Source organism: Acinetobacter sp. YH12227, from assembly GCF_013417785.1.
GTDB classification, from domain to species: domain Bacteria; phylum Pseudomonadota; class Gammaproteobacteria; order Pseudomonadales; family Moraxellaceae; genus Acinetobacter; species Acinetobacter gandensis.
On sequence record NZ_VPDH01000019.1, the window covers coordinates 1 to 22,395 of the forward strand.

General features: G+C 39.7%; 18 protein-coding genes and 1 pseudogene. 14 read left to right on the forward strand and 5 right to left on the reverse strand.

Annotated elements, in window-relative coordinates; all coding sequences use genetic code 11:
* From FTV09_RS05930 to FTV09_RS05950, 5 genes and pseudogenes are all read left to right on the forward strand, one after another.
* A pseudogene (locus FTV09_RS05930) lies at positions 1–110 on the forward strand (IS5/IS1182 family transposase); the annotation flags it as partial.
* A gap of 19 nt (positions 111–129) precedes the next feature.
* The gene (locus FTV09_RS05935) at positions 130–1,278 is read left to right on the forward strand and encodes a hypothetical protein (protein ID WP_180057297.1); all 1,149 of its coding nucleotides are present in this window, start codon (positions 130–132) and stop codon (positions 1,276–1,278) included.
* Positions 1,279–1,718: 440 nt separating this feature from the next.
* Entirely contained in the window at positions 1,719–2,927 is a 1,209-nt protein-coding gene (gene ubiH, locus FTV09_RS05940) for a 2-octaprenyl-6-methoxyphenyl hydroxylase (protein ID WP_180057299.1), read from the forward strand.
* A complete protein-coding gene (locus tag FTV09_RS05945) occupies positions 2,924–4,165 on the forward strand; it encodes an FAD-dependent monooxygenase (RefSeq protein ID WP_067766068.1) in 1,242 nt (413 codons plus the stop codon). The genes ubiH and FTV09_RS05945 overlap by 4 nt, the downstream gene beginning before the upstream one ends.
* 177 nt (positions 4,166–4,342) lie before the next feature.
* Positions 4,343–4,591, forward strand: coding sequence for a hypothetical protein (locus FTV09_RS05950; RefSeq protein WP_067766065.1), 249 nt, complete (start codon positions 4,343–4,345; stop codon positions 4,589–4,591).
* Between the two features lie 103 nt (positions 4,592–4,694).
* Here FTV09_RS05950 and FTV09_RS05955 read toward each other — a convergent pair whose 3' ends face one another.
* Both FTV09_RS05955 and rsmI read right to left on the reverse strand, forming a co-directional pair.
* Positions 4,695–5,117 (reverse strand): hypothetical protein, encoded by a 423-nt coding sequence (locus FTV09_RS05955; protein WP_180057301.1) that lies wholly within the window; start codon positions 5,115–5,117, stop codon positions 4,695–4,697.
* Between the two features lie 105 nt (positions 5,118–5,222).
* Positions 5,223–6,065 carry a 16S rRNA (cytidine(1402)-2'-O)-methyltransferase gene (gene rsmI, locus FTV09_RS05960; RefSeq protein ID WP_180057303.1) on the reverse strand — a complete coding sequence of 281 codons (843 nt, stop codon included), beginning with the start codon at positions 6,063–6,065 and terminating at the stop codon, positions 5,223–5,225.
* A gap of 10 nt (positions 6,066–6,075) precedes the next feature.
* Here rsmI and FTV09_RS05965 point away from each other — a divergent pair, with 10 nt between their 5' ends.
* From FTV09_RS05965 to FTV09_RS05980, 4 genes are all read left to right on the forward strand, one after another.
* Positions 6,076–7,020: a penicillin-binding protein activator gene (locus FTV09_RS05965; protein WP_180057305.1), complete on the forward strand. Its 945-nt coding sequence runs from the start codon at positions 6,076–6,078 to the stop codon at positions 7,018–7,020.
* 31 nt (positions 7,021–7,051) lie between these two features.
* Positions 7,052–7,459, forward strand: a complete 408-nt coding sequence (locus FTV09_RS05970; protein WP_180057336.1) for a YraN family protein — start codon at positions 7,052–7,054, stop codon at positions 7,457–7,459.
* A 62-nt stretch (positions 7,460–7,521) separates the two neighbouring features.
* Positions 7,522–8,223: a BON domain-containing protein gene (locus tag FTV09_RS05975; protein ID WP_180057307.1), complete on the forward strand. Its 702-nt coding sequence runs from the start codon at positions 7,522–7,524 to the stop codon at positions 8,221–8,223.
* 27 nt (positions 8,224–8,250) lie between these two features.
* Positions 8,251–9,138, forward strand: a complete 888-nt coding sequence (locus tag FTV09_RS05980) for an alpha/beta hydrolase (RefSeq protein ID WP_067766053.1) — start codon at positions 8,251–8,253, stop codon at positions 9,136–9,138.
* 74 nt (positions 9,139–9,212) lie between these two features.
* Here FTV09_RS05980 and nudC read toward each other — a convergent pair whose 3' ends face one another.
* From nudC to dnaQ, 3 genes are all read right to left on the reverse strand, one after another.
* On the reverse strand, positions 9,213–9,986 hold the full coding sequence (gene nudC / locus FTV09_RS05985) for an NAD(+) diphosphatase (RefSeq protein ID WP_067766050.1): 774 nt from the start codon (positions 9,984–9,986) through the stop codon (positions 9,213–9,215).
* On the reverse strand, positions 9,986–11,632 hold the full coding sequence (locus FTV09_RS05990) for a chemotaxis protein (protein WP_180057309.1): 1,647 nt from the start codon (positions 11,630–11,632) through the stop codon (positions 9,986–9,988). Before FTV09_RS05990 ends, nudC begins: the two co-directional genes overlap by 1 nt.
* Before the next feature lie 128 nt (positions 11,633–11,760).
* Positions 11,761–13,224: a DNA polymerase III subunit epsilon gene (dnaQ, locus tag FTV09_RS05995; protein ID WP_180057311.1), complete on the reverse strand. Its 1,464-nt coding sequence runs from the start codon at positions 13,222–13,224 to the stop codon at positions 11,761–11,763.
* A 206-nt stretch (positions 13,225–13,430) separates the two neighbouring features.
* Between dnaQ and FTV09_RS06000 the strand changes: the two genes are divergently transcribed.
* The 5 genes from FTV09_RS06000 to FTV09_RS06020 are packed head-to-tail and all read left to right on the forward strand — an operon-like array spanning position 13,431 to position 22,313.
* On the forward strand, positions 13,431–16,760 hold the full coding sequence (locus tag FTV09_RS06000) for a LysM peptidoglycan-binding domain-containing protein (protein ID WP_180057312.1): 3,330 nt from the start codon (positions 13,431–13,433) through the stop codon (positions 16,758–16,760).
* A gap of 26 nt (positions 16,761–16,786) precedes the next feature.
* Positions 16,787–18,625, forward strand: a complete 1,839-nt coding sequence (locus FTV09_RS06005; RefSeq protein WP_180057313.1) for an extracellular solute-binding protein — start codon at positions 16,787–16,789, stop codon at positions 18,623–18,625.
* A gap of 34 nt (positions 18,626–18,659) precedes the next feature.
* A complete protein-coding gene (locus FTV09_RS06010) occupies positions 18,660–19,727 on the forward strand; it encodes a microcin C ABC transporter permease YejB (protein ID WP_067766035.1) in 1,068 nt (355 codons plus the stop codon).
* Positions 19,727–20,740, forward strand: coding sequence for an ABC transporter permease (locus tag FTV09_RS06015; RefSeq protein ID WP_180057314.1), 1,014 nt, complete (start codon positions 19,727–19,729; stop codon positions 20,738–20,740). The genes FTV09_RS06010 and FTV09_RS06015 overlap by 1 nt, the downstream gene beginning before the upstream one ends.
* A complete protein-coding gene (locus tag FTV09_RS06020; protein ID WP_180057315.1) occupies positions 20,715–22,313 on the forward strand; it encodes an ABC transporter ATP-binding protein in 1,599 nt (532 codons plus the stop codon). Before FTV09_RS06015 ends, FTV09_RS06020 begins: the two co-directional genes overlap by 26 nt.
* Positions 22,314–22,395 lie beyond the last annotated feature (82 nt).

Genomic DNA, 22,395 nt, shown 5'->3' on the forward strand with positions numbered 1-22,395 from the left:
TAAAGACCTTTAGAATTCTTGCTGAACGTTATCGCAATCGGCGTAAACGCATGGGTTTACGCCTTAATTTGATTGCTGCAATTTACAACATGGAATTGATTAAAAAATGATTTTTGCAAGAGGTCTACTGTGAATATAAGCTTGTTAAAATATGCTTATGTACAGATTTTAGGTAATGTCCCATTTCTATATATTTTTACAGATATGCAACATTATATATCGACAGAGTTGCTCGGCTTTGATTTGATATATCGTGAATTATCAAATATTTATAATTTTGATGATAAAGCATTTTTTGAGGCAAGTAAGGCCAATGTAGACGATACTAAAGTAAAAATTTGGGCAAAAAAGATTGGTCGAAACTATACAATTTTGGATGAGTATTTGGCTGATGGTGATTTAGGTTATGAAGTATATTCTGAACCTAAGCAGATGATATCTTGGGATACAACGTACGAGCAGTTAGAAAAACTAGGTTTGGTTGAAGCTTATTTTACTGAATATGGAACTCAATATTTACGGTTTATTTATAAAGTGAGAATAGAAGGAATTGTGGTTGATCAATTAGAGTTATATGCAGAAAATGTAATTTCTAATAGGCCAGTGCAAGAATTCTTTGTTGATTTATATGATAAAACTAATACCGATGCTAGTTATAAGGAACTACGTGAATTGTGGTTAGACGAGGATATTGATGTTGATCAGTATGGTTGGGAAAGGCAAGATCAATGTTATTTGAGATTTGTTTTTGCCAATGGTATCGATGCTTCAATTTGTTACACCTATGATGAAGAGTCTGGAGATGATGATGGCAGTACATCACTCCATTTTTACAATAATCGAACATATGAATATTTTTTAGAAAACAACGAATATGAAGAAAATATTGAGATTACTAAATTTATATTATTTAAAAAGAAAATTGATTTGAATGTGAATCATATTGAGCATGATGGAGTTAAGTATATTCCTAAGAAAGTAAAGGAGTTAATGGGTGAGAATAGTGGAATTTGGTTAGACTATTTGAATAAAAAAATAGGTTTTGTTGGTGTAGAACGTGCATTAATTTTAGATATTAATCAGATTAAAAACTTTTCATTTCAAAATATTTTACCAGCAAGAGGGCCTGGTTATTCTGATTTTATGGTCCAACTTAAAAAGGGTGATTATCTAACAGTTTTTATAGATGATACTTTTTATTTTGATCAATTTTCAGAGCAATTGAAAAAAATGACACAAAAAAACGTTCAAATACCGGAGGCATATCCTAACTGCTAGGCTAGGTTGTTTTATTGCATATTTTTTATATTTAAAGCTCACCTGTTCATCGAAAAGTCATGAACTCAGCAAAGTCATAAATACAATATGGTCGCAACGAATTGGATTAATCTATGTATTGGGTAATGGTGTAGATCTAGATTTAAAGATGGCAAAAAGGTGGTATCACTAGGCTGCAAATGCATTTAATGTCGATGCTCAAATACGCTTAGATAAATTAATCGAAGCTTTAAAAGCTTAAATTATTCACTTGAACAGAATGTATTCAAGAATTTGATTGTTCAGTTTTTTAGCTAATAGCATCATAGATATACGTATTAAAAGTAATGCTTAACAATGTAAAAATTCATAGCCTTGATGTAAGATAAAATCCATTACAGATTATACGTATTTCGAATGCCTCTCCTGAATTCGAATACAACATAAAAAAGGATCAAAGCATGCAGCAAGAAGTCATCATTGTGGGTGGTGGAATGGTCGGACTGAGTCTGGCTCTGATGTTGGCAAAAGCAAAGATTGGCGTAAAGCTACTCGAAGCAATCAAATACCCCAATTATGATGATGCAAACCTTGCCCCATATCACTCAAGTTTCGATGCGCGAAACAGTGCATTGTCACGCCGTACCGTGCAAATCTACCAAGAACTTGGCTTGTGGAGCGCTTTGCAAGAACATGCAACGCCTATTTTAGAAGTTAACATTACTGAACAGGGCAGCTTTGGTAAGGCGCGTTTAAAATCAGATCAAGAAAAAGTCGAAAGCTTTGGGCAAGTGATTGAAAACGCATGGCTCGGTCGCGTATTGCTCACGGAAGTCAAAAAACAAACACTCATCGAGTTGATAGATGGTGTGCAAGTCACATCACTTACGCAAGATGCAGACCATGCCTATATCGAAGCACAGCGCGGTGAAGAACAACTCAAACTACAAGCAAAAATTGTGATTGCTGCAGATGGTCGTGATTCATTCTGCCGCAAAGCCTTAGGCATTGGCGCATCTGTGCATGACTATGACCAAGTTGCTATTGTGACCACAGTCCAAACCTCTAAACCGCATAATCATGTAGGTTTTGAACGCTTTAGCCATTTAGGGCCTCTGGCACTATTACCTTTACCGGGTGAATACCGTCGTTCTGTTGTTTGGCCTGTTGCTAAAGGGACTGAAGGAGAATGGTTGGGTGATGAAAATGATCAACATTTCCTTGATGCATTACAACAAACCTATGGCGACCGTGCAGGTAAGTTTCAAAAAACTGGTAAACGCTTTAGCTTTCCATTGTCACAAGTGCTTGCTGAGAAACAAGCAGTTGGACGTGTAGTGTTGATGGGTAATGCAGCACATACCATTCATCCAGTGGCAGGTCAGGGCTTCAATCTTTGTATGCGTGATGCCCATGTATTATTACGTTATTTAACAGAACAAGTGAGCAACAATGCAGATTTAGGCGATGCCGCAATGTTGTTAGATTACGAAAGATCACGTCTAACCGATCAACAGCGTGTGATCAAATTCTGTGATTCTGTCGTACGTGGTTTTAGCAATCGCAATCCATTGTTGAAGTTTATCCGTAATACTGGATTGGTGGCCTTTGATACCATTCCGGGCGTTAAACCACTGGTTGCTAACTACGCAATGGGGTTAAAAGCATGAGTGTAAATCAGTCTGATGTTTTAGATGTCGTAATTGTCGGTGGTGGCCTTGTTGGTGGTTTAACGGCTCTATTACTCGCTCAAGGTGGTGTGCAAGCGACGGTACTTGATGCAGCACCCATTTTAGATGCTGAAAAAACCAAAAGCGTCGCCAATCCACGTGTACTTGCTTTAAGCCAAGCGACGATTCACTTATTAAAAACAGTGCAAGTATGGGAAAAACTTGCACGTCAGCAGCCGTATACGGGTATGCAAGTTTGGAATAAAAATGGCTACGGTGAAATTAACTTTGGGCATGTTTCGGAGCAAACACCGAGTGTCGAGCAAGCTTTAGGCTCAATGGTCGAACCGAGTCTATTGAACTTGGCGATTCAACAACAATTGCTCGAACAATTGCAAGATTATCGTACCCAAGTCAAAGTGAATCGCGTTGAGCAAGGTGTAGGTGTGTGGATCATTCATCTTGCTGATGGCACGCAGCTGAAAACTAAATTAGTCATCGGTGCAGATGGCGCAAACTCCTTTGTACGTGAACAGGCTTTTATTGATTTAGATGTCCTAGATTACAAACAAGCAGGGGTGAGTTGTGCCATAAAAACCGCCCAACCGCATCAGCATGTGGCACGTCAAATTTTCTTGGAAACTGGGCCTTTGGCATTCTTGCCGATGGCAAGTTTAAAGCCGGAAGAAAGTGGTTATTGGCAGTCTATCGTTTGGACTTTGCCAGATGATTATGCCGATGAATATGTGGCTTTAAATGACACTGAATTCACTCAATTATTGACACGTGAAAGCCATCACATGTTAGGCGAAGTACTAGAAGCAACACCGCGTGCTAAGTTTCCGCTCAAAGCGCGTGCTGCACAGCAATACGTGCGTGATGGCTTGGCTTTAATTGGCGATGCTGCACATGTGATTCATCCATTAGCGGGGCAAGGTGTGAATATTGGTTGCTTAGATGCTGCGGTGTTATGTGATGTGCTCTTGAAGGATAAAAAGCGTGGTGTTTGGGCACATGAGCAAACTTTGAAACGTTATGAGCATCGTCGTAAAGGCCAAAATGATGCCATGATGCATAGCATGTCAGCAATTGGTTGGTTGGAAACCACGACTTTATCACCTGTGGTTTGGGCGCGTAATATTGGTCTCAAACAAGTTGAAAATCAGGCAGTTCTGAAAGATGCCTTCATGGCTCAGGCGAATGGCTTAAGTATTCTCAAAGACACGATCTATGCTTGATAATCGAAAAATAGATAATTTTTAAGCAATCGTTTATACAAGGTTACGATTTTGATTAAAAAAGATACGATTTTTTGATCTTAGGCACTATGCGAAAAGCTCAGAGATTGTTAAATTTCTTTTAATTTAAAACCAGCCATCCACTGGCAAACATAAGTCATTAGCGGGGAGAACACGATGACTGATATGAACGATTATGATGATGCTGAAGACTCAGTAGTCGACGAAGACGAAGCGCAAGCTGCTGAAAAAGGCGCGGGTGATGCAGCTGATTCTGCAACGGATGGCGACACTGCAGAAGCAGAAACGCTAACAGTGACTGCAAAGCTTAAACAGCGTCAAGCACTTGAAGATGAAGTTGCGGCATTCTTAGCTCGTGGTGGGCGTATTACTGAAGTACCTCCAGACGAGTCTGCAAAAGATTAAAATAAAAAACACCACATCAAGTGGTGTTTTTTTTGTGTTTTGCCCAAGAACTTGTTGTGACAGTTATTCTATTTTTGAGCGTTCTCAATTTACTTATACAACTTTAATTTTTTTGCGGTTTCATATATTTTCGACTAATCGCATAGATTGGATAAAACACAAAATGTAGTAATAGTAGAAACATAGAATTGATAATAAATGCTGCCCAGTATGGCGGTGAATGCATAGCACCAATAAATGCAACAAAGCTTTGAAACATTAAAACAGTACTCAGAATCAAATAAGACAGGTAACGACGGCGCGGCCAGAATCCAGTGTACTTCATCATATTGCCAGCAATGAAATACAATGAAAGCAAGATCATGGTCATCAATACAGCATGCGGGTCAGCGCTGATCAGCTCTTCAAAGCGATAGTGACGATAAGGTTTTAGACCATAATAAAGAATATGCGCAAGCATGATGAACCAAACTAGATTAAATACAATCCACACAGCATTATTTTTGAGAGATTGTTTTATCGACATTTTATTCATCACTATTACATATTGTTTTTGAAGTTGTTTATTTAATTATATCGTTTATGGAATCCGAAGATTCCATAAGTTTATAAAGATGAAATAAATGTAAATTTAGTCGTTTGCTTGCGTTAACTCTAAAGCGCGTTGGTAAGCCACTTTCTTTTTAATACCTGTTAAATCTGCGGCCAATTGTGATGCAGCTTTGACTGATAAATCTTGAAGTAAGCGAGTTAATAATTTATCTAGCTTTTCCTGGTCTAAGTCTTTTTCAACCGTAGCACCACCAATCACCAGTACGATTTCACCTTTTTGTTGGTTGTGATCAGACTCTACAAACTGTACCAATTCACCCAAAGCCATTTTTTTAATGGTTTCAAATGTTTTGGTGATCTCACGTGCAAAACCGACAGGACGATCCGCACCAAAAACCTCAACCATATCTTTTAAGCTATCGACAATACGATGTGGCGCTTCATAGATAATCATGGTTTGAGTTTCATCTTTAAGTTTTTCTAGTGCCAATAAACGTTGTGATTGTTTAGAAGGTAAGAAACCTTCAAAACTAAAACGGTCACTAGGTAAGCCTACAGCACTCAGTGCGGCAATTGCGGCACATGCACCTGGAACTGGAATAACACGGATATTTTTTTCTTGTGCAGCACGGACTAATTTAAATCCTGGATCACTGATTAATGGCGTACCAGCATCACTGATTAACGCCATATTCTCACCATTTTCAATACGTTCAATCAGTTGATCAATTTTGTTATTTTCGTTGTGATCATGACATGCAGTTAAGGGGGTTGAGATACCAAAATGCTTAAGTAATTGTGCAGAAGTTCGTGTATCCTCAGCGGCAATAATTTTAACCGACTTCAAAACATCAATTGCACGATAACTAATATCATCTAAGTGCCCGATTGGAGTCGCAACAACAAATAACTGAGCACTCATAGGTTTCTCCATGTTGGATAATAAGAAAAAAATAATGGTTTTTTGCTTGCTAAGCAGTTTAATTTCAGCAGCACAAGCAAATGTATTGGTCATTCTACCCGAATCTGGCCCTATGGCGCGAGCCGCATCCAGTATTAAGCAAGGTTTCAACAGCGCATATAATTCATCCGACTATAAAGTACACGTAAAATTTATTAATTCGGATCAAAAGCAGATAGCAGCTTTATTAAAAAAACACGTCAATAAAAAAACACAACTGGTCATTGGACCACTTGCACGTCAAGACGTCGAAGCCTTGGTCAAGGCCAAACCGAAAGTCCGTGTACTTGCATTAAATGAATCTTCAAATCAAATGGCCAATGTTTGGCAATATAGTTTGGCCAAACGTGATGATGCTGTAGCTTTAAAAAATGTTTTTGAAAAAGATCAATTAAAAGAAGTGATGGTGTTCAGGCAGCCAGGGACAGAGGATGAGCATGAACTGATGTTAATGGTGCTCATGAGTCAAACACCTCTGCCATTACATGTTATTGATCAATTGCCTGCAAAAATAAAGAAATATCAGGGGGTGTTATTGCTCGGTAATAATCAGTGGTTAAATAGTCAAAATAATTTACCTAAAAAGCAAATTTACACGTTGGCCAATGCAATTGAGGCCGATCAACCAGTACCAATGGGGGTGAAGTTTTGTGATGCACCAGCATTGTATGATGCGAAGTGGTCAGATGTAATGCGGGCTTATGAACATAATCCTGTTGCGATGCCATATCAACGTTTAATGGCTTTCGGTGGTGACGCGTGGCATATCGCGAAGCAATATTTACAAGAGCCCAAATTAAAAAGTTTAGAATTTCAGGGCAGGACAGGATTAATTAAAATCAGTGACAATCAAATTCACCGTATTCCACATTGCTATCAACGAACTAAAAAGGGTATTGAGCCGATTTCAATTTAATAGGAAAAGTTAGATTGAGGGTGTGGATATGATGAACTTAGGCCAGTGGGCAGAGCAGCAAGCGCTAACATGGGCAGAGCAGCAAAATTATGTCTTGGTACAACGTAATTTACATAGTCGTTATGGCGAAATTGATTTGATCGTAGCTCGAGAAAAAGACTTGGTTTTTATTGAAGTTAAAGCGCGTTCAAATACCCAATATGCACAAGCGATAGAAACAATCTCGATTCACAAACAACGTAAAATGATGAAGACCGCGTTGCATTTTTTAAATGAACAGTCACATTTTTATGATTATTATTGTCGCTTTGATGTGATTTGTTTTGATTTTTATCAACACTTTGCAAAAACACTACAGCAAGACTTTTCAAAATACCCGTATGATCAGCAATGGATTGAAAATGCTTTTACTTTTGATCAAGAGTTGATTAATCTCTGATAAAAGAAACTGTGTAAATGCATAGAAAAATACCGGTGTAAAAATTTTAGGAGTTGTGCTGAGTGGTTAAGCGTATTGCAATGACGATGCTTTGTGTCGCGAGTTTATCAGGATGTGCGAGTTTTATTTCAAATGGTACAGGCTCAGCACCTGTAGGAACGGAAAGTGGTGCACGCTCTTTGGGGCAAGTATTTATTGACTCATCTATTGTTCGTACTGCAAAAATTAATTTATATAAATTAGATAGTCGTTTTAAACAATCTCGTGTCAATATTGAAAGCTTTCATGGCAATGTGTTGTTAACAGGCCAAGTGCCTGATAATCACTTAAAAGAATTGGCTGAAGAAAATGTTCGTTCAATGAGTGATGTTAAAACCGTACATAATTATATTACTGTGGGCAACCAAATTAGCTACAGCACTATTATGCAAGATACAGCTGTAACAGCTAATACCCGTGGGCTAATTATGAAAGCGCCTGTGGTATCTGACAGCAAAGTACACATTCATACTGAAGATGCTGTTCTTTATGTGATGGGCCGTTTAAACAGTGCGGAAATCACAGACTTAAATCAAATCTTGCAACAAGTGGGTAATGTAACGCGAATTGTCACTTTAATTGACAATGTTGAACAAAGCTCAAATCCACAAGAGCGTAGTATCAACTCGAGCTTTACCACACCAACTGTTAGTGATGTGCAACCTGAAGTACAAACGCCCGTTGCCATTGACCCAGATGCAGTTGATCCAAATTACGCACAATAAATCTCAATTATTTAGTATCGAAAATCTATGTCGAGCAAGTTTCAGCTTTGGTCACAACAGCTTCAACAAAAGGTGGAGCTGGCAAAATCACTTTATCGAGACTTTAGAATCTATGATTTTGGTAGTCTTGCACTCAATCGGCTCACACCTAAAAAAGGTTATAGCATCCAAAGTAATATTGCGTATGGCTTAAAAGCCCGTCATCGTTTGGATTTATATCGTACTGAGCAACCACGTCAAAAGCGCCCACTGATTGTATTTGTACATGGTGGCGCATGGATGCATGGTGATAAAAAAGACTATGGTTTTATTGGTGAAGCCTTTGCTAAAGAAGGTTTTGATGTTGCGGTTATAAACTATCAACTTGCACCAGAACATATTTTTCCTGCATCAATTGATGATTTGAGTCTAGCATTAAACTATTTGACGCAATCACAGCATAAGTTGCAGATCGAACTAGAAGATTTGGTGTTGATGGGGCATTCAGCAGGGGCATTTAATGTCATGTCTGCGCTGTACCATCCTCAGCCATATCAATTACAAATCCGTGAAAACATTCGTGCCATTGTCGGCTTGGCTGGGCCTTATCATTTTGACTATAAAGGTGACCCAATTTGTGCTGAGGCTTTCGATCAAGATGTCCCATATCAGCAAGTGATGCCGTATTATTTTGTTGAATCTAACAAAGTAAAACACTACTTATTTACTGCCGCGAATGACGATATTGTTGGGGTAAATAATAGTGAAGATTTAGACCGTCAATTAAAGGCATTGGGAAATCACAGTCAGTTAATAGAAATTCCTCGTGTCGGTCATATCACGATGATTGGGTCAGTATCGAGCTTATTTAGTCGTTTCTTTAAAACCAAAGCTGAAATTATGCGTGTTTTAGATGAAATTAGCCCGAAGGTTTAGAGAGCTGTTATTGGTATGAATAAACCGCAAATCTATTGCGGTTTATTTTTTTGTAAATACCTTTTGCTGCTTGATTAAAGCCAAGCCTCTGTATCATCAGCTACCGCTGTTCCATGTATCGCATGCATAATCATGGCGTGGGCAATACTACCTTTAAAGGGGATTTCTGGCAGATGATCAAACTTGAAAAATGCGGCATCCGCAATTTCTTCTTCTTGTAACTGTAATTCACCAGCTGCATATTCGGCTTTAAAAGCAATCATTAAATTACTCGGGAAAGGCCAAGGTTGGCTAGCTAAGTACTGGATATTTTTAACCTGTATGCCAACTTCTTCCAAGGTTTCGCGACGTACAGCTTCCTCTAAAGTTTCGCCAACTTCAACAAAACCGGCAATTAAGCCATACATTTGCCGTGCGTTACGCGCATTTTTTGCTAAGAGGATTTCGTCCTTGCCACGTGTAATAACGGTAATGACGCAGGGATTGACCCGTGGATATTGGTGATAGCCACAGGCAGGGCATACCATTGCATATTCAGTCGCGTGAACTTCAGTTGCTGTACCGCAATGGCTACAAAATTTATGATTACGACGCCATTCTAAAAGTTGAATTGCACGACTAGCTTGTTCAAACTCTTTGACATTCCAGAGTTGCAAAAGCTGACGTATTGGAATGAGTTGTAAGCCTTGAGGAATAGGCTCATCTTCGAGGAGGTCACGGGCAATCACTTGATCACCCGTACCTATATTTAAATCACTTGCGAGTTGCTCAACTTCTGGAAGTTGAAAGTTTTCATCGACCAACAATTGCTGTTGTTTAAAGATATAGGCAAGTGACAATTTAGACATTAGGCTGCTGCAGATTTCAGTTTTTCGCTACTGTCCAATGCTACCTTAAACATCGTGTGTAATACAGGTTGTTTGTTCTTTAAATTGTCAATGAGCATGTCAGCACTTGCGAGTGAATCGAGCGCTTGATTGATTTCCACTGCATTGATTGCAGTAGCTGTATCAACTCGAGCTTGAATAAATTTCGCTGTGGTATTTAATGCATTTTGTGCAGCATCCGCATTTAAGAACAACATTGCACCACCAATTTCACGTACTTGTGTCGCTGTGGTTGCAATATTTGTTACATCACCATCTTTCAAGTACTGCGCCAAAGATTGGCTGGCTGTATCAATTAAGACTTTGGTTTCGTTCAGCAATGCAGCATGGGCTTCATCTAAGCGATCAAGCGAGATGTTCATGTTATTCACACGCAGCTGCAGGCGGCTTGAGGTATGGTGACGCTCTAATACACCAATTGAGTTCATTGCTGAAAGAATGGTATTCATCAATTGCTGAGCAAAGTTTTCATCTTGCAGAATTGCAGTATTACCGAGAGAAGCTGCTTGACGTGATAAATCGTTATGCGCTTCATTCAGGTTGAGTACTTTGAAGATGTTCGCTAACTCATTCAATTTGGTTTGTAGTTCCTGAGTCTTTTCAGGTGTCATGTTTTGGTAGTTGAACTCAATGTCATTGCGAATTTGGGCCATCTCACTCGTCACTAACTCACCAATGGTATGCATGGTGTCAAAGTCAGGGCCATATAAATGACGGCTAAATACTTGTAGCTGTGTATCAGTTAATAGATCTTCGCCAATGTTGAGCTTGCCACGAATATGATGCGATATGACATCTTCTTGACTGATGCAAAGGCTCAGGACGTTGGCAAGATCTGCAATACTCGCTTTATAACGTTCTGGTGCATCAAAAAATTGAGCCATGTTGCGTTCAATGCTGATTAGCGTGCGTAAACGCGCATCGGTAATTAATAGTTGATCAATTTGATTGAGTGCAACAAAAACCAAGTTCCAATATTGTTTACTTGGGTGCTTTTCAGATAATCCAGCTAAATAAGCACCGACCAATTTCATCGCTTGTAGGTCAAGTTCGCTTTCTTCTTGCTTTATCAATTTATTCAGCGTGAGTTTGTATAAGCGATGAACATATTTAGATTTTTCTAAAGCAGGTGCTTGAGGTAATTCAAAATCAGGTGTAATGCAGTCGAGTAGTGACTCAATATGCTGACCTTCAGTTGTTACCGGCTTACCTAAAGCAAGTTCTAAGCGGTTTAAGCTGTCGAGCAGGAATTGTGGGATTTTAACTTCACGCAGACAGATAAATTCAATATAGCGTTTTAGCATGGTGGTGCCTTCGCTCAATGCGATGACATCTTGAGTATTAATTTGCGCTGGATTCCCCATGATCTTGCGCATTAATTCTGCTGAATATTGGGCAATCTTTGCCAAACTTGGCATATCGACCAATGCTAAAACTTGTGCACACTGTTCAAATTGAGTCAGTGCATCATCAATCCCGAAAGGTAATGTTTGATCTTCAACTAGGGTGCTGACTGCTGATTCGACTAATTTGATCGAGTTATCAACTTCATTTTTTATTATCAGCAAAGCCGTTGGATCAAAATGAATAGAGGTTTGGTAAGACATGTATCTGCACCTTTCCTTGATGTTATATCTTGTTTATAAACCGCCGGTTAAGGCGGTTCATGTTTATGGTTTTACTATAACGTATGTATGAATTGTTTAAATACAAAAAGTAACACGAAATTTAGTTTTTATTTGGCAAAAAGGCAAGGTGATCCATGTTTTTCTTCATATTGTTTGATCCATGTCTCATGTGCCTCAAGTTCATCTGCTGAAGGTAGAATGACAGGAAGTTCAATTTCTACTGCAGTTCGGGTTTGTGAACCATCAGCATTTTGGCTGTGGGTCAAGGCATCCATATCAAATGAAACCTGACCACCAGTCATCGCTAAGTAAACATCAGATAAAATTTCAGCATCGAGTAAGGCACCATGGAAGGTACGATCACGTTGTGGAATTTCATAACGACGCACTAAAGCATCAAGAGAGTTTTTCTGGCCAGGGTGTTTGGCTTTCGCCATTGCCAAGGTGTCAGTTACTTCACACACGTCCGAAAGCGCAACAAATCCTGCACGCTTGAACTCCATATTGAGGAAGTTCATATCGAAGGTAGCATTATGCGCAATAATTTCTGCCCCTTTTAAATAATCAAACAGCACATCGGCAATTTCACTATATAAAGGTTGATCTTTTAGAAAGTCATCGCTGATACCATGGATATTTTCAGATTCACCGACGGGTTTTTGTGGATTGATATAAATGTGAATTGAGCTACCCGTCAATTTACGGTTAATCATTTCCACAGCGCCGACTTCAATAATGCGGTCACCATCTTGGAAATAGAAACCTGTCGTTTCTGTATCGAGAATCAGCTGACGTGGGCCAGTGACATCAACAGTCGCAGGCGTGATCACGATTTTAGGATGAATCACTTTATTTGTTAAATCGGCACTCTGTTTTAAATGATCTGCTTTTTTATTTTTCGTTTCTGGGCTGAATACTTTTTCAACGGCAACATCGGTATCTGTTACAGCTGTATTTGATACGATGACAGGAATTTCAGTTGTATCATCATGAATGACTTCGGCTGTAACTGTAGATGTATCTTCCGGTGGTTCTTCATCGTCTTCATCACCAGCAAACTCAAGTCCAAATGGATCATTGAGCAACCAGTCTAATTCAGCTTTTTTTTTAGGGGCTTCAGCTACAGTAGCTGGGGCTTGCTTGAGTGCTTCTAAAGTTTTGTCGGCACCAAGATTGGCCAATTGATCGGCCATTTCATTGCCAGGATGTCCCGCATGACCTTTGATCCAGTTCCACTCAATATCACGACCCTGACATGCAGCATCAAGGAGCTTCCAAAGGTCAGGATTTTTAACATCTTTCCAATTTTTCTTTTTCCAACCATGAATCCATTCAGTGATGCCTTGTTTCACATAGTTGGAGTCAGTCCAAATAATTAACTTATCATCGGCTGAACAATGCTTAATGCCTTCTATGGCAGCAGTCAGTTCCATGCGGTTATTGGTGGTATTTTCTTCACCACCACAGATTTTCTCTTCGCCGGATTCACTGATGATATAAGCTCCCCAGCCACCCAAACCAGGGTTGCCGCGACATGCACCATCAACATAAAGCGTGATTGTTTGAGACATAAATCAAATCCGGACAAAAATTATCAATCTGAGTTGTATATTGTATATCGCAAATGCGGCTGATAAAGCCATATCGCGCGTTTTTTTTAATTTCTTGTAACATTTATACTGAAATAGCGTTAAATTAACGCCTTGTGTCTGAAGCCTGCTTCACTACAATGGCATATCTAAAAAATAAATTTTATACGAGTTGTCTGGATTTTTTTATGTATAAATCAACTGCGACTGAATGGCAGCCTACTTTACCTCAACTATTTAAATTTACAGTGTTAGGTTCGGCACTTGCAGCACTGGGTCTCACGGGCTGTGCATCGTCGCAAACAACAACTCAAAAAGCGGGCTCGAAGCAGGCGGGTTCTAATTTTCTTGATGCCAACAGTTTAGACTCGCTAGAAGATTTACTGTCTGCAACAGATATGCGTGCAGTAGAAGGCGATCGTTTATTGGTTCTAAAACATGGTGATGTTTGGAAGCGTATGACGGTTGGTTTTAAGATGGATTTAAACCATTGGGATAGCCGTATTGAAGCGCAACGAGGTTGGTTTATTTCGCGTCAACCTTATATCGATCGTTTAAGTGCACGTGCATCGCGTTATTTATATCACACCGTAAAAGAAGCAGAGCGTCGTGGTTTGCCGACAGAATTGGCTTTGCTCCCTGTGATTGAAAGTTCTTATGATCCAGCAGCAACCAGTAGTGCAGCAGCAGCAGGTTTATGGCAGTTTATCCCTAGTACAGGTCGTATCTACGGTTTAAAACAAACTTCTTTATATGACGGTCGTCGTGATGTAGTTGAATCAACACGTGCTGCTTATGAGTTTTTGGGTGCATTACATAACCAATTTGGTTCTTGGGAATTGGCATTGGCTTCTTATAACGCAGGGCCTGGTCGGATTCAACAAGCCATTAACCGCAACCGCGCAGCAGGCCTACCAACAGATTATTGGTCGTTAAAATTACCGCAAGAAACCATGAATTATGTGCCACGTTTCTTAGCTGTTGCGCAAATAATTAAAAACCCGGGTGCATATGGTGTAAGTTTACCGCCAATTGCAAACCGTCCGCATTTCCGTGAAGTTGCAGTTGGTCCTGTCAATCTAAATGAAATTGCATCAATTACTGGTTTGAGTCGTGCTGAATTGTATTCATTAAACCCCGGTCATCGCGGTGATGTGATTGATAGCAGCAGTCCAATGCGTATTTTGATTCCAGCAGATGTGAGTCCTTCTGTTGATGTGCGTTTGAAAAAATTACAGGCAGGTGGATCTTCAGGTTATTGGGCAAGTAATTCAAACTTACCGAAAAATAATGTTGAAATTACGCCTTCACGTGTGACTCCGCCTGAGTTAAATACCAAAACGATTCAACCTACGAAAGTCACGCCGCCACCTTTAAAAAATCAGCCATCAGTTGCAGCTGTCGTAACACCACCAGCTAAAACAGTTACTACACCTGCGACAACGACAGTTACATCTACAGCAAGTCAAGTAAAAGTGAAAACGCCTGTGGGTTCTTCTGCATTGGCTGCTTTCGCTTCAAATACGGATATTCCTAGTGCGCCGCGTATTCCTGTTGCAGTTTCACCAAGTACACAAGTGAAACCTGTTTCTGTCGAGCCGCCATTATCTGCTAATGAACGTGAACAAATCATGGCAGCGATTAAGGCGGATGGTGAAAATAAAACAGTTGATGAAGTCTTAAAACCGGTTGCAACCAAAGCAGAACAAGAAGAAGTTGTAGAAGAAATTAAAGCCCTTGCACCTAAAGGTACTGAAATTGTCGATCCATACGATGGCAAGATTAAGCTGACTGCAATTCAGACCAGCCAGTCTGTTGCAGAGCAGCAAGGTAAAGAGTTAACAAAAGGCTTTTCTTATCCGAAAAGTGTCGCTGAAAATACCAGCTTAGATTCTGAAGAGGCTAAACGTAACCAAGGCAAAAATGTGATCCGTACGGATTCAGAAATCGTGGTGGTACCACCGAAAGGTAAACGTAGTACTTATACGGTTTTGTCGGGTGATACGTTGGCATTGATTGCGATGAAAAATGGTGTCAACTGGCGTGATATTGCACAGTGGAACCAAATTTCCCCAGATTCAACTTTATATGTAGGGACAACAATTTATTTGTACGATGCTAAGCCGATTGTACAAAATAATGAAGAATCGAAAGCGAAAACAACGCCAGATCAATATGTGGTTAAAGCCAATGACAGTCTAACCGCAGTTGCGAGCCAGTTTGGATTAACAACTAAGCAACTTGCTGACTACAATGGTTTAACTACAACAAGTGGTCTATTTGTCGGTCAAAAACTTTCATTGAAAGAAACGGCTGCATCCAAAGCAAAACTTGAGGCTGATAAAAAAGCGATAGCGAGCCAGACGGCTGAAAAAGTGCAAAAAATTCAGACCAAGTCTTATGTGGTTAAACGTGGTGAATATCTAAAAGTTATTGCAGACCGTTATGCACTGTCAAATCAGGAGTTAGCCGACTTAACACCGGGTCTAACTTCAAATAGTAGCTTGATGGCGGGTCAAAAAATCAATGTGCCTGTAAATACTGTTGAGACTGATGAAAAAGTTGAAAAGTTAGACAGTAAAGTCGTTAGCCGTATTGAAAATGTCAAAGTTGATCCTGCTTATAAAGTTGAAACTTATAAAGTTCAACGCGGTGACACGCTTTACAGTATTGCATCACAATCAAAAATTAGTCTGTCTGAATTAGCAAATCTGAATAATCTAAATAGTAATAGTGGATTGCAAGTTGGACAAAGTTTGAAAGTGCCAGCAGGAAATTCAGTACCTGATACCTATGTTGTTCAGTCAGGTGATACCCTAACAGGTATTGCAAGCCGTTATAATTTGGGCATGGATTATGTTGCTAATATCAATGGTATTGAACGCAGTTCTGGGCTTCGCGTTGGACAAAAGTTAAAACTCACCGGTGATGAGTCAACAAAAGTTGAATCTAAAAATGAGTCTAAGGCTGTGAGTCGTGTATCAAATGAAATGAGCGACACACATGTAGTTAAATCCGGTGAAAGCTTAGGTCAAATCGCGAATAAATATAAACTTCAATTAAGTTATTTGGCAGCCTTGAATGGGCTCAGTACCAATAGTGCTATACGTGTTGGTCAAAAACTTAAAATTGATGGTGAGATCCCATCTGACCTTAGCAATAAAACTTTAGACACTAAAAAGTCAGCAGTTAAAACTTCGACAAATTCAGTTAAAACGAATAATACGGAAAGCTACAGTGTGAAATCTGGTGAATCCCTAAATTCGATTGCGAATCGTGTAGGCGTTAGCGTTTCTGATTTGGCGGAATTGAATAATTTGAGCCCTCGCGCAGGTTTACGAGTTGGGCAGAGCTTACAAGTTCCTAAAACAATTTCGGAATATCGTATTAAACGTGGTGATACTTTAATTGGTTTAGCGAGTCGTTACGGTATGGAGAGCTCAGCTTTAGCTGAAATGAATGACCTGAAACCATCGGCTCAGTTAAGAATTGGTGATGTAATTAAGGTGCCGAACTGAGTCGTACTAAACAGGAGTTAAGTTGAATGTCATATGCTTCAACTTCAATCTGGTTAGCCGTATCTAGTTTAACTTTAGTAACACAAGGGGCGTGGGCTGCATTGCAGACCACGCCTTTTCTTGCGATACATAGTCAGCCTAAATATAGCCAACTATCAGCAATGCCTTATGCCAATGTTTATGCCGCAAAAGGAGGTTATTTAACTACATCAGTTATAGGTGGTTTTGATAATTTAAATAGCATGAATGGCAAAGGAAGCTCAGTCGAAGGTGTGAATTATTTATTTGATACCCTGATGAGTTCATCTTTAGATGAACCCGGCGTGTTATATCCATTAATTGCTGAAAAAATTACTTTTGACCCTGAGCATACTAACTTTGCAGTTTTTCATCTTAATCCTAAGGCACGTTTTAGTGATGGCTCGGAACTGACTGCTGAAGATGTGAAATTTAGTTTTGACACTTATCAAACGAAATCTAATCCTGGACTACAAATGTATCTAGCAGATTTGGATAAAACTGAAGTGTTGTCAAAATATCAGGTCAAAATGACATTTAAATCAGGCAATAATTCGGATATGCCACTGATATTGGCGCAGATGCCAATTTACTCAAAAATGGATTGGGCAAAAAAAGATTTCACTCAAATTACCATGCAACCTATTTTAGGTTCTGGCCCTTATTTGATTCATCAGATTAATTCTGGACGCAGTATTAGTTATAAACGAAACTTGAAGTATTGGGCAAAAGAGCTTCCGGTGAATAGAGGCCGATATAATTTTGATATTCTCAAGTTTACTTATTATCGAAGCGCAGATATTGCTTTTGAAGGATTTAAAGCTGGGCAATCAAGTTTATATGAAGAAAAAATAGCACGAAAATGGGTAAGTGATTACCAATTTCCAGCCGTTAAAGCGGGTTTGGTGGTACAAAAACGTATCGCACATGAGCGACCAATACCCACAAAAAGCATGGTATTTAATACGCGCCGAATGCCATTTCAGGATATTCGCTTTCGTCAAGCATTAACCTATGCCTACGATTTTGAGTGGCAAAATAAAGCCTTGTTTTATGGACAATATCAGCGCTTACAGAGTTATTTTTCAAATAGCGTATTGGAAGCCAAAGGTTTGCCAACGACTGCAGAAATGGAAGTTTTAAAACCATTATTAAATGAAATGAGTCCTTTAGAGCTTAAAGGCGTATTGGCCAATTGGAAATATCCTGTGTCAGATGCGAGTGGTTTTAATCGTAGCAATCTACTGACTGCACGTCAGCTATTATTAAACTCAGGTTATCGGTATCACAATGGTGTGCTTGTTGATCAAAATTTAAGACCAGTACATTTTGAGTTTTTAATTCACCAAAGTGAAATGCAAAGAATAATCTTACCCTATATTCGAAATTTGAAACGATTGGGGATTACGGTCACTATCCGTAAAGTCGATGATGCGCAATATACAGAAAGATTACGTCACACTGATTTCGATATGATTATTGATGAAATGCCACAATCCCTGATTCCATCTAGTGAACAAGCACAATTTTGGGGGAGTGAAGCCGCTGATCAGGTTGGAAATTATAATTATGCAGGCATTAAAAGTGCTGTGATTGATAACGTGATTCAACAAGTGATTGATGCGCCGAATCGTGATCAACTTATTGTTCGTACTCGGGTACTAGATCGGCTTTTACGGGCAGGTTATTACCAAATTCCAACTTATGGAAAAGGGGAAAATTGGTTTGCCTATTGGAACATGTATCAACAACCAAATATAAAACCAAAGTTATCCACGGGTATTGATTACTGGTGGAGCAATGCAGTTGAAGCAAAAAAAGTTACGCAATATTTGCGTCAACAATAACGACAACTGAATTACAAGGAAAGTCATCTTAAACATGGGCACATATATATTAAAGCGTTTGCTCCTGATTATTCCGACGTTGTTTTTCATTTTATTGATTAACTTTGTGGTAATTCAGATTGCTCCGGGTGGGCCAGTTGAGCAAGCAATTCAGCAAGCCGAAGCTTTTCAGGGTATTGGGACAACGAGCGGTGGCGAAACAGCAACGTCTAGCATCAAATATCAAGGTGCCAAAGGCTTAAGTGAAGAAATGGTCGCAAAAATTGAAGCGCAATATGGTTTTGATAAACCGCTGTTGGAGCGTTTTTGGTTAATGTTGAAAGGTTATTTAACCCTCGATTTTGGTACCAGTTATTTTAAAGATAAGGCGGTGACACAATTGCTTTGGGAAAAATTGCCGGTGTCCTTGTCTTTGGGGTTGTGGAGTACATTGCTGATTTATTTGGTTTCCATACCATTAGGGATTAAAAAAGCTCGTCAACATGGCATGTTGTTTGATAAAAGCACCTCTATTTTATTGGCGATTGGTTATGCCATTCCGGCGTTTGCTTTTGCGATTTTGCTCATTGTATTTTTTGCCGGTGGTTCTTATTTTCAATGGTTCCCGTTACAAGGCTTAGTTTCTGAAAACTTTGCCGAACTGAGTGTGTTGGGCAAAATTGTGGATTATTTTTGGCATATGGCGTTGCCTTTATTTGCCATGGTGATTGGTAGTTTTGCGAGTTTAACCTATCTGACCAAATATTCTTTTATGGACGAATTGAATAAACAATATGTCTTGGCGGCGCGATCTAAAGGCTTAACCGAATCAAGAGTGTTGTATGGGCATGTATTTCGCAATGCCATGTTGATTGTGATTGCTGGCTTACCTGAAGCGCTGATTGGCATTTTCTTTGTTGGTAACCTGTTTATTGAGATTATTTTTAACTTAGATGGTTTGGGTTTATTGGGCTTTGAAGCAATTGTACAACGTGATTATCCTGTTATTTTTGGCACATTATTCATCTTTACGTTAATGGGGCTGATCCTGCGTTTAATCAGTGATGTGATGTATCAAATTATTGATCCGCGTATTAACTTTGATTCACAGGGGGCAAAATAATGTCTCCAATTATGCAAGCACGTTTACAACGATTTAAAGAAAATAAACTTGGGTTTGGCTGCTTTATTGTTTTTGCCCTGATTTTTGTTTTGTCCTTGGCAGCAGAATTGATTGCTAATGATAAGCCTTTGTTAGTCAAGTACGATCAATCCCTCTATATGCCGGTTCTCAAGACCTATCCAGAAACCACGTTTGGTGGAGTGTTTGAAACCGAAGCAGATTATAAAGATCCAGTCGTTCAACAGCTGATTAACGATAAAGGTTGGGCGGTCTGGCCGCTGATTAAATTTTCCTACCAAACCCCAAATTTAGAATTGGCAGTACCTGTGCCATCTGCACCGACTGCACAAAACTGGTTGGGTACGGATGACCAAGGACGCGATGTGTTGGCGCGTATTCTTTATGGTTTACGGGTGTCTTTATTATTTGGTTTTACATTGACAATGGCCTCAGCTCTATTGGGCATCATGGTCGGTGCTGTGCAAGGCTATTACGGCGGTTGGGTGGATCTGATTGGACAGCGCATATTGGAAGTCTGGGGCGGTTTGCCGATGTTGTTCATGGTGATGATTTTGGTCAGCATGTTTACTCCAAGCGTATATTGGCTTTTTGTGATTATGCTGCTTTTTGGCTGGCCGACCTTGGTGGGATTGGTGCGTGCGGAATTTTTGCGTGCGCGAAATTTTGATTATGTCCGTGCAGCCCGCAGTTTGGGGGTGACCGATCGCACCATCATGTTCAGGCATATTTTACCAAATGCCATGAGTTCCAGTTTGTCTCAATTACCATTTATGTTAACTGCAAATATTACTGCACTGACTGCTTTGGATTTCTTGGGATATGGCTTACCGCCAGATGCGGCATCTTTAGGTGAATTATTACTTCAAGGTAAAAATAACTTGAATGCGCCTTGGCTAGCTTTATCGGGTTTCTTTACTTTAACCATAGTGCTGTCTTTATTGATTTATGTTGGGGAGGCGACTCGAGATGCATTCGATCCAAGACGCCAATAATAAGAATGATGCATATCAAGAAGTACTCTGTGTTGAGCATTTAAACATTGCACATCAGCAGCAGGTTTTGGTGCAAGATCTGAACTTTCGTTTGCATGCCGGTGAAACGCTAGCGATTGTCGGGGAAAGTGGTTCCGGGAAATCCATCAGCAGCCTCGCTATTTTAGGCTTGCTGCCGCGCAATTTAAGTATTCAAGGCAATGTGCAATTTGAGGGTCAGGCATTGCTTGGTCTGAGTAGTGCACAGCATCGCAAGATTCGGGGGCAAAAGATTGCCATGATTTTTCAGGAGCCGATGACCGCGCTGAATCCCTTGCATCGAGTGGAAAAAATCATTGGTGAAACTTTGCTGTTGCAAGGGTGGTCTAGAGCTAAAACGCGACAACGAGTCATCGAATTATTAACAGATGTTGGTATTCCTGAACCTGAAGAAAAAATGCGTCGATATCCACACGAACTTTCAGGTGGGCAGCGTCAACGGGTGATGATTGCGATGGCATTGGCACTTGATCCCGAGATATTAATTGCTGATGAGCCAACCACGGCTTTAGATGTCACTTTGCAAGCGCAAATCTTAAATTTATTAAAGTCGCTACAACAGCAGCGCAATATGGCGATGATATTAATTAGCCATGACCTGAATTTGGTCAAGCGCTATGCCGAACATGTGATTGTGATGAATCGTGGACAAGTGGTGGAACAAGGAGATGTACAGGAAATTTTTGAGCAACCGACGCAGGCGTATACCAAAAATCTATTAGACCATGATTTTGGTAAAGCAATACAGGTTTCGCAAACTCAAACACTTTTAGAATTACGCCAGTTAGTAGTGAAGTTCCCAGTCAAACAAGGCTTATTGAACCGCATCAAAGATTATGTCATTGCGGTAGAAGCTTTGGATTTAACAGTGGCTGAAGGTGAGTCGATCGGTATTGTTGGAGAGAGTGGTTCTGGGAAAAGCTCCCTAGCATTGGCTATTGCTCGGCTCATAGAAAGTGATGGTGATATCTTCCTTCAAGGCCAATCCATAAATCATTTGTCTGAAAAACAATTGCGACCTTTACGCAGTAAATTTCAAATTGTCTTCCAAGATCCATTTAGTAATCTGAATCCACGTTTAAATGTTGAACAAATCATTGGTGAGGGTCTGGCGTTAAAGCAGTTATCGGCAGTTGAAATTGGTCAATGTATTGATGAAGCTTTAGAAAAAGTGGAGCTGCCAATTTCGTTTAAACAGCGTTATCCGCATGAACTTTCAGGTGGGCAACGGCAACGTATTGCCTTGGCGCGCGCATTGGTGCTACGACCTAAGCTGCTGATTTTAGATGAACCGACTTCGGCGTTGGATCGAACCACACAGCGTTCGATTGTTAAACTGCTGCGACGTTTACAGCAAGAATTTAACATCAGCTATTTATTTATCAGTCATGATTTGCAAGTGGTCAAAGCCTTGTGTCAAAAAGTGTTGGTACTACGTCATGCCAAAGTCATGGAATTTCAAGACACTGTAGATCTATTTGCGAGACCACAAACGGACTATACCCGTAAATTAATTGAAGCCAGCCAATACTAAAATCAAACTTATGGATATTTTGACAAGTGTCATTGTCAAAATATCCTTGACCTTTAGAAAATAATAATTAGAGTAAATACTC

What these genes read in the sequence shown, in the direction of transcription:
- dnaQ (WP_180057311.1), bottom strand. Translation starts at nt 13,224, where the DNA reads ATGTCTCAAACAATCACGCTTTATGTTGATGGTGCATGTCGCGGCAAC.
- ubiH (WP_180057299.1), top strand. Translation starts at nt 1,719, where the DNA reads ATGCAGCAAGAAGTCATCATTGTGGGTGGTGGAATGGTCGGACTGAGT.
- FTV09_RS06010 (WP_067766035.1), top strand. Translation starts at nt 18,660, where the DNA reads ATGGGCACATATATATTAAAGCGTTTGCTCCTGATTATTCCGACGTTG.
- FTV09_RS06005 (WP_180057313.1), top strand. Translation starts at nt 16,787, where the DNA reads ATGTCATATGCTTCAACTTCAATCTGGTTAGCCGTATCTAGTTTAACT.
- FTV09_RS05945 (WP_067766068.1), top strand. Translation starts at nt 2,924, where the DNA reads ATGAGTGTAAATCAGTCTGATGTTTTAGATGTCGTAATTGTCGGTGGT.
- FTV09_RS06020 (WP_180057315.1), top strand. Translation starts at nt 20,715, where the DNA reads ATGCATTCGATCCAAGACGCCAATAATAAGAATGATGCATATCAAGAA.
- FTV09_RS06015 (WP_180057314.1), top strand. Translation starts at nt 19,727, where the DNA reads ATGTCTCCAATTATGCAAGCACGTTTACAACGATTTAAAGAAAATAAA.
- FTV09_RS06000 (WP_180057312.1), top strand. Translation starts at nt 13,431, where the DNA reads ATGTATAAATCAACTGCGACTGAATGGCAGCCTACTTTACCTCAACTA.
- FTV09_RS05990 (WP_180057309.1), bottom strand. Translation starts at nt 11,632, where the DNA reads ATGTCTTACCAAACCTCTATTCATTTTGATCCAACGGCTTTGCTGATA.
- FTV09_RS05980 (WP_067766053.1), top strand. Translation starts at nt 8,251, where the DNA reads ATGTCGAGCAAGTTTCAGCTTTGGTCACAACAGCTTCAACAAAAGGTG.
- nudC (WP_067766050.1), bottom strand. Translation starts at nt 9,986, where the DNA reads ATGTCTAAATTGTCACTTGCCTATATCTTTAAACAACAGCAATTGTTG.
- FTV09_RS05950 (WP_067766065.1), top strand. Translation starts at nt 4,343, where the DNA reads ATGACTGATATGAACGATTATGATGATGCTGAAGACTCAGTAGTCGAC.
- FTV09_RS05965 (WP_180057305.1), top strand. Translation starts at nt 6,076, where the DNA reads ATGTTGGATAATAAGAAAAAAATAATGGTTTTTTGCTTGCTAAGCAGT.
- rsmI (WP_180057303.1), bottom strand. Translation starts at nt 6,065, where the DNA reads ATGAGTGCTCAGTTATTTGTTGTTGCGACTCCAATCGGGCACTTAGAT.
- FTV09_RS05955 (WP_180057301.1), bottom strand. Translation starts at nt 5,117, where the DNA reads ATGTCGATAAAACAATCTCTCAAAAATAATGCTGTGTGGATTGTATTT.
- FTV09_RS05970 (WP_180057336.1), top strand. Translation starts at nt 7,052, where the DNA reads ATGAACTTAGGCCAGTGGGCAGAGCAGCAAGCGCTAACATGGGCAGAG.